Consider the following 11,851-nt stretch of genomic DNA (forward strand, 5'->3'; position numbering starts at 1 on the left):
GTTCAGCATACTTTTTGGACGACTATCGATAAATTAACTAAATCTTAGTTTATCAAACGTCAATACCCCATTTTCTACCCCCACCGAAATGGTATCGCCTGCGACAAACTCGCCTGCTAGGAGTTTTTGGGCAAGGGGATTTTCAATCTCTTGGACAATGGCACGTTTGAGCGGTCTTGCCCCAAACACAGGGTCGTACCCCGCCGACACCAGCTCATTCATCGCTTCGTCTGATAAGACAAGACCAAGCTCACGCTCTTTTAGTCTGGCTCTTAGGCGGTCAAGCTGAATACTGGCAATACCTGCCATTTGCGACTGCCCAAGCGGATGAAAGACCACAATCTCATCAATACGGTTGATAAACTCGGGGCGAAAATGAGCGTTCACCGACTCCATGACCGCCGATTTTATCTCTTCGTACTCGCCCCCTGCCATGTCAAAGATTTTATGACTGCCAAGGTTTGATGTCATGATAATCACGGTGTTTTTAAAGTCCACCACACGCCCTTGAGAGTCGGTCAAACGCCCGTCATCTAAGACTTGTAGTAGGATATTAAACACATCAGGGTGAGCCTTTTCCACTTCGTCAAATAGCACCACGCTATACGGCTTACGGCGAACCGCTTCGGTCAAAACACCCCCTTCTTCATAGCCAACATAGCCGGGGGGAGCTCCCACCAGACGGCTTACGCTGTGCTTTTCCATAAACTCGCTCATGTCAATTCGTACCATGGCCGTCTCGTCATCAAACAAGAAATTGGCAAGCGATTTGGTAAGCTCAGTTTTACCCACGCCTGTCGGGCCTAAAAATAGGAACGAGCCGCTTGGGCGGTTGGGGTCGGACAGCCCTGCACGGCTACGGCGGACGGCATTGGCAACCGATTTGACCGCTTCGTCTTGACCGACCACACGCTCATGCAAAATCGTCTCCATGCCAAGCATCTTATCACGCTCGCCTTGCATCATCTTGGCAACAGGAATGCCTGTGGCGTGCGACACCACTTCGGCAATCTCATTGTCCGTTACCTTGTTTCTTAGGAGCTTGGGCGTGCCTGCGTCATCATGCTGTTCATCAGCAAGCTGTTTTTGCAAATTAGGAATAATCTCATATTGCAAACGCCCTGCTTGCTCCCAGTTGCTCTCACGTTGGGCTTTTTCTAGGGCAATGCGTGCCTTATCAAGCTCAATTTGGGCGTGCTTGGTGCCTTCTACTAGGGCTTTTTCGGCTTTCCAAATCTCTTCTAGGTCATCGTATTCTTTGGTTAATTCGTCAATTTGGGTTTGCAACTGCTTAACCTGTGCAAGGCTACCTGCATCGTCTTCTTTTTTGACAGTTTCTAACTGCATTTTTAATTGAATGATACGTCTGTCAAGTTTGTCAAGGCTTTCAGGCTTGCTGTCAAGCTCCATTTTTATGCGAGACGCTGCTTCATCAATCAAATCAATCGCCTTATCAGGGAGCTTACGGTCAGTGATGTAGCGGTGCGACATTTTGGCGGCGGCGATAATGGCACTGTCAAGGATTTTGACCCCGTGATGTAGCTCATACCGCTCTTTTAGCCCACGCAAAATGGCAATGGTGTCCTCTACGCTTGGCTCGTCCACCAGTACCTTTTGAAAACGTCTCTCCAAGGCAGGGTCTTTTTCAATGTATTGGCGGTATTCATCAAGGGTTGTCGCCCCCACACAGCGTAACTCGCCACGGGCTAGGGCAGGTTTTAGCATATTGCCTGCGTCCATTGCCCCACTGGTCTTGCCTGCCCCCACCATGGTGTGTAGCTCGTCAATAAATAGGATAATGTTGCCGTCTTGTTTGGCAAGGTCATTTAGCACGCCTTTTAGACGCTCTTCAAACTCGCCATGATATTTCGCCCCTGCGATGAGCGAACCCATGTCAAGCGATAGCACTTCTTTATTTTTTAGGCTTTCAGGTACTTCGCCATTGACGATACGGCTTGCCAAGCCCTCCACAATGGCGGTTTTACCCACCCCCGGTTCGCCTATCAAAACGGGGTTGTTTTTGGTGCGTCTTGACAAAACTTGCACGGTACGGCGAATCTCATCGTCTCGCCCGATAACAGGGTCAAGTTTGCCGTCACGGGCTCGGTCGGTCAGATTGACGGTGTACTTTTCTAGGGCGTGTCTGGTGTCTTCGGCATTTTGAGTGTTCACGGTATCTCCCCCACGGATATGGTTAATGATAGCTTGTAATTTTTGAGTATCCACGCCCGCATCTGCCAGGACTTTTTTGGTGTCGCCTGTCTGACTTAGGGCGAACAGCACCCATTCGCTTGGCACAAAGCTGTCGCCTGCCTTGGTGGCGAATTTATCGGCAAGGTTTAGCACCTGTGCCAAATCAGGAGCAAGATTCGCTTGACCTGTGGGCGTGGATAAGGTCGCCAAATCGTCTAGTTTTTTGGCGGTGTCATGATTTAGTCTGTTGATGTCCGCCCCTGCTTGGCTTAGCATGGCGACATTGCTCTCATCTTGGAGCATGACGGACAAGACGTGCATGGCAAAAATCGCTGTATTATCACGCCCCACCGCTAGGGATTGGGCGGATTGCAGAGTTTTTTGCACTTTTTGGGGGAGTTTATCAAAGTTCATGTTTTACCTTTTGTCGTTTATTTTTGCGTTTGGGAAAAGTTTTTCCCGCTTGTCAAATATATGCTTGACAAATGCAAAATTTTCAATAACAAAAAATTGGCTAAACCATAAAATTTCTATAAAATATTGATTTTTATATAAATTTATAAATTTTTAAAAATCCCTTGTAATTTTTACACCCATTCCCATATAGGTTTTGTTACTTTAACTCAACTCAAAACATGAATTGCTTCTGCCAAAGTTAAGAAGCAATGAATTAGGAGAACTACATGACTCGTCTAGCCTTACATACCGTTGATACCGCCCCCGAAAAAGCCAAAGAGCGTGTTGAAGCGGTACAAAAAGCCAATGGCTTTATCCCAAATCTTATCGGCGTACTTGCCAACTCACCGCAAGCCCTTGAAATGTATCAAGAAGTGAGTAAACTAAACAGCAAAAACTCGCTGACTGCCGAAGAGATTGAAGTCATTCAAATCACCGCTGCTGTTCATAACGGCTGTGATTTTTGTGTGGCAGGACACACCAAGATCGCCGAAGCTCGCCTAAAAATGTCGCCCGCGGTCGTAGAAGCCCTGCGTACTCGCACGGGCATTGACGAAAACGCCAAATACCAAGCCCTAGCCCAGTTCACCATGCAACTTATCGACAAGCGTGGTCAAGTCTCTGACGAAGAGCTAGAAGCGTTTAAATCAGCCGGCTACAATGACCAAAATGTCCTAGATGTCATCATGGGCGTGGCACTATCTACTCTGTGCAACTACGCTAACACCGTTGCCAAGACCGACATCAACCCAGAGCTTGCCGCTTTTGGCCCAAACCGTTAATGCTTGACCATTTTAAACAATGATTAAAATCTTGTTAAACATATATTTAAAATATAAATATTATCACAAAATAGATAAATAATCATTGTCAAACACTCATAAAACCCTTATAATAATAAGGGTTTTATTTTTGTCCGCCATTTATCGACAAGTTTTTTTGTTAAAACAAATCTTTTAACAGCAACCGTTTTTATGCTTGTATTTATCAATGGCGATTGTATAATAATATTGATTGATGTCAATCTTTTGGACAACGGCTAATACCTTGACATTAATTCATTCACAACCACTCGTTTCAAGGAATACACCATGCGTACAGACATGTTCCAACAAATTCTAGACGACCTAAACAGCTCATCTGCGGATGTCGAAGCCTCTGCCCTTATCTCAACGGACGGCTTGATGATTGCCTCCGCCCTACCCTCTGGCATTGACGAAGACCGTGTGGGTGCGATGAGTGCCGCCCTACTGTCACTAGGCGACCGTGCAGGCACTGAGCTGGCTCGTGGTAAAATCGACCGCCTACTCGTACAAGGCGAGAAAGGCTATGTCATCATGACCTCAGCAGGCGGAGAAGCAGTACTGACCATTCTTGCCAAACCAAATGCTAAACTAGGCTTGATTTTCCTAGACATCAAACGCGCCTCAGAAGCCTTGGCAAAACTCATCTAAATCCTTTGCCTTATTTTATTAACAAGTTAGATTAAGGAGACTTGTTTTGAGTATTCAATTAGAAAACATGGCAAAACCTGCCGGCGATGCCACCGAACACACCCTAACTTTCTTTGATGGCACGACACGCACCGTTTATGACACTGGCGTAGAACGCCCGTTTCCTGACGGCAGACTCATCGTCTCTCGCACCGACTTAGATGGCGTACTTACTCACGTAAACGATGCCTTTGTTGAGATTAGTGGCTATACCGAAGACGAGCTTATCGGCAAGCCCCAGCACATCCTACGCCACCCCGACATGCCAAAAGCCGCCTATGCCGACCTATGGGCGACCGTCAAAGCGGGCAACAAATGGCACGGCTATGTCAAAAACCTATGCAAAGACGGCTCGCACTACTGGGTATATGCCACTGTTGTGCCAAACGTGCGTCGTGGCGAGACCGTTGGTTATACGTCTGTACGCCGTAAGCCTAGCCGTAGTAAGATTGAAGCGGCAACTGCCCAATACGTTACCATGAAAGGAGCAGAATAATGGCTCATAATTTTCTGATTGCCCCTGATTTCTCGCCAGAGCGTTTTGCTGGTTGGCACATGTTTAACACCTTGCTACAAAAACGCTCGGGTCAAGCGTTGCACCTTATCACGCCCGCCTCACACGCTGAGCAAGAAAATAGCGTAGCAAAAGACGATGTTAAAATCATCTACGCCAACCCTTTTGATGCTGCCAAACTCATTCGTGAAGATGGCTACCGTACTGTTGCTCGCCCTGTTGGTAAGTCTGACGAAATGGCAATCATCTCATCAGCAGGTGGCAATATCAAGACCTTGGATGATTTAAAAGCAGGTGCCAAAATCGCCATGGCAGACAACCGTGATGTCAAACTCATCGGTCTGCGTCTGCTTGAAGCGGTGGATTTGACCGAAGATGATGTTGAATTTGTCATCACTGAGACTTATCAAGCCGCCGCCAAACAAGTGGTCAAAGGCGAAGCAGATGCGGCATTTTTTATCGCTGAGATTTATCATTCACTGTCCAAGCTGACCAAATCACAACTTAATGTACTCATCGAGAGTAACATCGCCACCATCTCGCACGTTATTTTGGTCAAAGACGGCTTTGCCGAGGCGGACGATGTCGCCAAAGTGATTTTGTCGCTAAAAGATGATGCCGATGGTCAAGCGGTGCTAAGCGAGCTTGGCATGCCTGATGGTTTTGAACCCATGGATGAAGAAGATGCCGAGTTCATGATTGACCTTATGGAAACTTTGCTTGACTAGTAGGGTTGCAGGTGGGTTTGGCTGTGCCAAGCCCATTTGTTTTTATTTACCATCACAGATAAGCTTATGAACAGAACCAAACATGCCGATGCTTATCACCGCTTTCGTCATTATTCTCGGGCGGTACTAAGCAGTCCTTCGGTGGCAGAATATCACAAAGAGCGGATTAATATCGCCAAAAAATTAGACGAAAGCGAACCCTTGCAAGGTGCGTTATCAGACTATTTTTTTGACTGTTGGTATGACGTCCCCATGATTCGCCCCGAGTTCATCCAAGAGTTTGAATCTCGCCTTAGCACCCAAGCATGGCAAATCATCAATGACTGCATGTCACGGCAATATTATCTACAAAAAAATAATCTCTTAGCGACACGTTGGAGTGTGATTACCACACCCACCCTTGATGTGCCTAGCCATAAACTGCGTGCCAGCAGTGATGATGCCGCTCATCTTGCCCAAAGTCTGTTAGAGTCTATTTTAACCGCTCACAAAGCCCAAAATTTTGATGAAGTCACTCGCTTAGAAGATGAGTTTTTTGACCACTGTCTTGCCTGTCATGACCTAGTGGCGTTTATGAAAGCATGGTTCAAGCTTGGCAAACATGACTGGGATTTTGACATGCGGTGGGTCGCTTGCCGTACCGAGCTTGAACGACTAACGCAGTGATTTTTATTTTAAGATTTTTTAAATTTTCATTTTTAGACTATTGTTTTATTTTTGTTTTTACCTATGACCGCTAGGGTCTGGTTGTTGGAGACAATATGGCATTAAAAATATTATTGGCAGGTTTTTCAGGCCCGAGTGCTGGGGCATTGACCTTGTTATTACAACGCAACTATCCCGATGTGGAGTATTTGGTATTAGAACGCTGTTTTAGTGATGATTTACGCCTAACCCTGCCCACGCTTGGTAGAAGTGCTGATGATGTCTTTGCTGCCATCGTCAATCTTGATGGTGTGGGCATGTCACTTTTTAACGACCAACACATCAAAAACTTGGTGGATTTTTTGGATTTTCGGGCGTCTTTATTATTGACACGCAGTAATATCAGACAGTGGCAAAATGCCAACTTTCTGCCCCATGCCACCAGTTTCTTTTTAAGCACGCCTTATACCAAACAAGACATGGAAGCGGTACTCTCCCAGCTTGTCAGTGCCGCCACTCGCCTACAAGAAAACCCCGCCGATGCCGCCAAAAACCGCGCCTTAATCCGCACCAAAGCCGTGGGACATCTGGACGACAACGACAACGCCCCAAGCAGCACCACTCAAAGTCGCAGTGAAGATGGCAAGTTCGTCCAAAGCGTGATTAGCACCTATTTTAGTGGTGTTTGCCCCAATAATATCATGTATAAACTCATTGAAATTTTCTCCCAAGAGCATCCCTTTAAAGTGGCGGTCGGCAACCAAACGGTCTATGTCTATCCCAAAAAATCCATCGCCTTGGTACAAAGCCTTGAACGCCTGCTTGACTATTTTTCGGTAGCAGGTAACTGTCAAGTTTTAAAAACCAACATTACCAATACCGTCCTAAGCGACAGCGAGTTTGACAGAGTGCTACAGAATATCAAAAGCCAAGGTTATCGCCGTTATTCATTAAACAGCTTTTTATGGCAAATCTATTCGGTCATCTTGCCTGCTCGCATCAACGTGCCCAGAAACACCCTAAAACTAAAAATCCGCTACATGCCCAACTTCTCAGGCATGAAAGAAGTACCTGAATACGTGCATGCGGTCGTGTCATCATGTTTGGTCGTTCCCAAAAACCTTGACCAACTAGACATGGTATTTGGCGAGTTAACCCAAAAAAACCCATCCATTCTGCATCGCATATTCTTGCTATCCATTCTGTCAGGGTCAGCAGACATTGATGTGCTAAAACGCTCGTTCCATGCCGCAAACCCCTTAGATAAAATCCTAAGTGAAGAAGAGATACAGCTCGTTAGCGAGCCTGAACCTGTGCCTGAGCTTACCCCCAACAAAGGTGTTGCCCAAGCCGCTAAAACCGGATTTTTTAAACGACTGCTTAGCAAACTGTCATTTTAATCACAACACCAATCATGAGACGGAGAGCATAATGAGCATTATTGAGGAAGCCCGTGAACAAACATACAAACTCATCATCGCAGGTCCTGTGGGGGCGGGCAAGACAGCCGCCATTCAGGTGCTGTCCGACAAAGGTGTGGTAACCACCGATGAAGTAGCATCCGATGATGTCAAACTCATGAAAAAAACCACCACAGTCGCCATGGACTATGGGGTCATGATACTAGACAGTGGCGAGCAAGTGCGACTGTACGGCACCCCTGGTCAGCGACGTTTTGACTTCATGTGGGAGATTCTAAGCGAAAATGCTTTGGGGCTTATCCTATTGCTAAACGCCGAAGAGAAAGATCCTGTGGGCGACTTAGATTATTATCTGGATGCTTTCTCACCGCTTATCAAAGGCAGTGCCTTGGTAGTCGGTGTGACCCATGCTGAGAACATGCCTTGGGATTTGCATGACGCACTCTCAGAGCGACTGGTCGAGCGTGGTGTCGCCGCTAACGTGATGGTGGTCGATGCTCGTGACCGTGAAGAGATGCGTCGCATGGTGCGTTCACTCATCTACATGATTTCATCTTAACTTTTATATTCGGTAACCCGTCATGCCAAACGAACGTCAAAATCCTTATCTCGCTCCTACGCCATCTGGTGTCATGCATGCCTTTGCTGATGCCAGTCCCAACGAAAAACAGCAATCCCTGCAAGCACTCGTCTCACAAAGCCACTCCATCCCCACCAAAGAGTGGTTGGACAAATACTCGCACGAATGGCTTGACGAGTTTAATGAAAAAGGCTGGGTACAACGCCTATCGCAAGATTTGCCCGCCCCTAATATGCCACTGGATAAATTTTTGCCTTATGTCGTGGCAAGTCTATCAGGCACACGCAAAGCCGCCATCGGCTCTAACGAAGGCTTTTGCCTAGCTCGCATTGGCTATACCGCTGATGAAGCCGACAGACTGGCAGTGGCAGGGGCGGACTTTTTTGACTTTTTTGTACGACAACGTGAGCGTGGGCTTGCCATCGCCGAACAAGCCGTGTCGCTCTTTGATGATGTCGCCCTACTGATGCCAACCACCAGTTTTATGTTTTTATGGATTGATGGTACAGGCTATGTACTTATCCTAGATGGCGAGCCTTTGACCAACAACCGAGCTTTGGTTGAGCTGGTTTGGGCGATTAAGACATCAGGGTTGCGGTTTAGTAAGGGTGATGATAAGGTTAATTAACACCAAAGTGGGTTTGTGACGATAAACCCACTTTTATTTTACCAACTATTTTTTAAAAATTTTTATATTTTCATTCCAAAAACTATTGTCATCGCTCTGTAACTATTCTATAATAAAAGTCATCATATTGTTACACAAGGAGTTCGTCATGACGACCATCAGTGCCAAATTTCCCAAACTCATCGGCATGAGCATGCTTTGCTCGCTACTGTTTGCCTGTGGCGGTGATAAACCTGCCAGCCAAAGCGAGACCGCCCAAGCCCCCACGACTGCCGAGAACAAATCGATTGCCATTACTGCCATCGTCGAACACCCTGCACTGGATGCTGTTCGTCAAGGCACGCTTGAAGCCCTAGCCAGCGAAGGCTTTAAAGAAGGCGAGAACCTAACGGTCAATTTCCAATCCGCCCAAGGCAACCCTGCCACCGCAGGACAAATCGCCAAACAGTTCGTGGCGGACAATCCTGACGCCATCATCGCCATCGCCACCCCATCCGCCCAAGCGGTCGTAAATGCCACCACGAGCATTCCTGTGGTATTCTCTGCCGTGACCGAACCTGTGGAAGCCAAACTGGCACCCAAACTAGATGGCTCTGGCACCAACGTAACAGGGGCATCGGACGTACTACCGCTTGGACCGCAGATTGACCTTATCAAAGAGCTGATTCCTAGTGTCAAAAACATCGGGTTCGTGTATAGCCCAGGAGAGGTGAACTCCACCGTGACTTTGCGTAACCTAAAAGCCATCGCCGAACCCCAAGGCATTACCATCGTTGAAGCCCCCGCCCAAAAATCATCAGACATCGCCATGAGCGCCCAAAGTCCGGTTGGCAAAGTGGACGTGATTTATACATCAACCGACAACAACGTCATCAACGCCTATGAAGCCCTTGCCAAAGTCGCCAAAGAAGGCAAAATCCCCCTTGTCTCATCTGACCCTAGCGTGGTCGAGCGTGGCTCTTGGCGTGAATTATCATAATCTAGGACTAGAAACAGGTAAAATCACCGCCCGCATCCTAAAAGGCGAAAAAGCAGGCGACATCGCCGTGTACAGTGCCAGCGAGCTTGACTTGATGGTCAGCAAGAAAAATGCCAGCGAGCAGGGTTTGAGCGTGCCACAATCCATTTTGGATAAAGCCAAAACAGTGGTAGAATAATGCCTTTTAGATAGGGCGTGCCTGCCTTTTGTATTTGCAATGAAAAATGAGAAAAATCGCACGTTTTTCAAGGAAAAAGTGAAGTTTGATAGTTATTCTATCAAACGAGCTTTTGACTTCGAGCCACAAGATTTAATCATTTTTCATGCAAAAACATTATTTTTATTTCTATAAAATTTCTAAATGGTAAATCGTGTTATCAAGGTTCAGCACGCCCTAGTTATCTATAAATACAAAATGCACGCCAAATCGTGGGCGTGTGTTTTGTTTTGATTGGAGCAGATATGTCATTGATTGCCTTTTTAGGGGCGTTAGAGAGCGGACTGATATATGCCATCATGGCACTTGGGGTGCTCATATCGTTTCGCATTTTGGACTTTCCTGATTTGACCGCCGATGGTAGTTTTCCTTTGGGTGGTGCGGTGGCGGCAGTATCTATCATCGCAGGCTTTAACCCTTGGGTGGCTTGTCTTTTTGGCATGATGGCAGGCATGATGGCAGGAGTTGTTACCGCATGGCTTAACGTCAAGATTGGCATATTACACCTACTGGCAGGTATTTTGGTCATGACCGCTCTGTATTCGGTAAACTTACGCATCATGAACGCCCCCAACCTATCACTACTTGGTGAGCCGACCGTTTTTACCCCATTTATCAGTGGCGATAATGGCATGTGGGTGCGTGTACTGGTCGCAGGGGCGGTTGTGGTTGTGGTCAAACTACTGCTTGACTGGTTTTTTAGCACCGAGACAGGGCTTGCCATGCGTGCCACAGGCTCCAACCTAAAAATGGCACAAGCCCAAGGCATTAACACTTCCTTTACCATCATGCTCGGCATGGCGATTAGCAACGGCTTGATTGCTCTATCTGGGGCGTTATTTGTACAGACCCAAGGCGGGGCGAACATCTCGGTGGGTATCGGTACGATTGTGGTCGGTCTGGCGGCGGTCATCATCGGCGAGACCGTGCTAAGTGCCAAAAAAATCTTTCTTATCACGCTCTCGGTGGTCATCGGTGCCGTGCTGTACAAACTGTTTATCCAAATCGCCCTATCTAGTCAAACCCTACGCAGTATCGGCTTTGGACCGCAGGACTTGAACCTAGTAACCGCCCTGCTCGTGGCGATTGCTCTGATTTTACCCAAATTTCGCTCAAAAGCCCTAAGTGCGTTTGGCATGGGCAAAAAGTCTGCCAAAACAGGGGGTGTCTCATGATGATAGCAACCGACTTACGCCTGACCTTTAATGCTGGCACACCCATCGAAAACCCCGCCTTGCGTGGACTGTCTTTACACATCAACGATGGCGAGTTTGTGACTGTCATCGGCACCAACGGGGCAGGCAAATCCACTTTTCTAAACACAGTAAGCGGTGCCTTACGCCCCGACACTGGCTCGATTGTGATAAATGGCACGGACGTTACCAAAAAGCCTACGCACAAACGCAGTCACTGGATCGCCCGTGTGTTCCAAGACCCGATGGCAGGCACTTGTGAAGCCTTAACCATCGAAGAGAACATGGCTCTCGCCTTTAAACGTGGGGGTGTGCGTGGCTTACTCCCTGCCCTAAACAGCAAAAATCGTGAGCTGTTTCGTGACAAACTTGCCATCTTGAACCTAGGGCTAGAAAACCGCCTAACCGACCGCATGGGACTGCTCTCAGGCGGACAACGCCAAGCGGTCAGCCTACTGATGGCAAGCCTACAACCATCAAAAATCCTACTCCTAGACGAACACACCGCCGCCCTTGACCCCAAAACCGCCAGTTTCGTCCTAGAACTCACCGACAAAATCGTGAATGAAGGTCGGCTAACCACACTCATGGTCACGCACTCAATGGCTCAGGCATTAGCCCACGGCACACGCACCGTCATGCTTCATCAAGGGCAAGTGGTGCTTGATGTCTCAGGCGATGAACGCCGCGGTATGAATGTTCAAGACCTGCTAGATATGTTTGAAAAAACTCGTGGCGAGAAAGTGGCGGATGACAGTTTGATATTAGGCTAAGGGTTTTTGTTATATAACCAACAAACCTTAA

The 11,851-nt window shown here is 47.4% G+C and carries 11 protein-coding genes and 1 pseudogene; 11 read left to right on the forward strand and 1 reads right to left on the reverse strand.

Annotated elements, in window-relative coordinates; genetic code table 11:
* Positions 1-33 precede the first annotated feature (33 nt).
* Positions 34-2,607, reverse strand: coding sequence for an ATP-dependent chaperone ClpB (gene clpB / locus B0182_RS13135; protein WP_078275346.1), 2,574 nt, complete (start codon positions 2,605-2,607; stop codon positions 34-36).
* Between the two features lie 269 nt (positions 2,608-2,876).
* Between clpB and B0182_RS13140 the strand changes: the two genes are divergently transcribed.
* The 11 genes and pseudogenes from B0182_RS13140 to B0182_RS13190 all read left to right on the forward strand — a co-directional run bounded on the left by B0182_RS13140 (position 2,877) and on the right by B0182_RS13190 (position 11,820).
* Positions 2,877-3,431, forward strand: coding sequence for a carboxymuconolactone decarboxylase family protein (locus tag B0182_RS13140; RefSeq protein ID WP_078275347.1), 555 nt, complete (start codon positions 2,877-2,879; stop codon positions 3,429-3,431).
* A gap of 309 nt (positions 3,432-3,740) precedes the next feature.
* On the forward strand, positions 3,741-4,103 hold the full coding sequence (locus tag B0182_RS13145; RefSeq protein WP_029103970.1) for a roadblock/LC7 domain-containing protein: 363 nt from the start codon (positions 3,741-3,743) through the stop codon (positions 4,101-4,103).
* A gap of 46 nt (positions 4,104-4,149) precedes the next feature.
* A complete protein-coding gene (locus tag B0182_RS13150) occupies positions 4,150-4,638 on the forward strand; it encodes a PAS domain-containing protein (protein ID WP_244893702.1) in 489 nt (162 codons plus the stop codon).
* On the forward strand, positions 4,638-5,384 hold the full coding sequence (locus B0182_RS13155; RefSeq protein ID WP_078275349.1) for a phosphate/phosphite/phosphonate ABC transporter substrate-binding protein: 747 nt from the start codon (positions 4,638-4,640) through the stop codon (positions 5,382-5,384). The genes B0182_RS13150 and B0182_RS13155 overlap by 1 nt, the downstream gene beginning before the upstream one ends.
* Positions 5,385-5,450: 66 nt before the next feature.
* Positions 5,451-6,050: a hypothetical protein gene (locus B0182_RS13160; RefSeq protein ID WP_143821762.1), complete on the forward strand. Its 600-nt coding sequence runs from the start codon at positions 5,451-5,453 to the stop codon at positions 6,048-6,050.
* Positions 6,051-6,145: 95 nt separating this feature from the next.
* Complete coding sequence (locus tag B0182_RS13165; RefSeq protein WP_078275351.1) at positions 6,146-7,429, forward strand: hypothetical protein; 1,284 nt, start codon at positions 6,146-6,148, stop codon at positions 7,427-7,429.
* Positions 7,430-7,460: 31 nt separating this feature from the next.
* Positions 7,461-8,009 carry a GTP-binding protein gene (locus tag B0182_RS13170; protein WP_078275352.1) on the forward strand — a complete coding sequence of 183 codons (549 nt, stop codon included), beginning with the start codon at positions 7,461-7,463 and terminating at the stop codon, positions 8,007-8,009.
* Positions 8,010-8,031: 22 nt separating this feature from the next.
* Positions 8,032-8,658, forward strand: coding sequence for a hypothetical protein (locus B0182_RS13175; RefSeq protein ID WP_078275353.1), 627 nt, complete (start codon positions 8,032-8,034; stop codon positions 8,656-8,658).
* Positions 8,659-8,845: 187 nt separating this feature from the next.
* Positions 8,846-9,815: pseudogene (locus B0182_RS13180) on the forward strand (ABC transporter substrate-binding protein).
* A 284-nt stretch (positions 9,816-10,099) separates the two neighbouring features.
* A complete protein-coding gene (locus B0182_RS13185) occupies positions 10,100-11,029 on the forward strand; it encodes an ABC transporter permease (RefSeq protein ID WP_078275354.1) in 930 nt (309 codons plus the stop codon).
* On the forward strand, positions 11,026-11,820 hold the full coding sequence (locus B0182_RS13190; RefSeq protein ID WP_078275355.1) for an ABC transporter ATP-binding protein: 795 nt from the start codon (positions 11,026-11,028) through the stop codon (positions 11,818-11,820). The genes B0182_RS13185 and B0182_RS13190 overlap by 4 nt, the downstream gene beginning before the upstream one ends.
* Positions 11,821-11,851 lie beyond the last annotated feature (31 nt).

This window comes from Moraxella bovis (genome assembly GCF_002014975.1).
Lineage (GTDB): Bacteria > Pseudomonadota > Gammaproteobacteria > Pseudomonadales > Moraxellaceae > Moraxella > Moraxella bovis.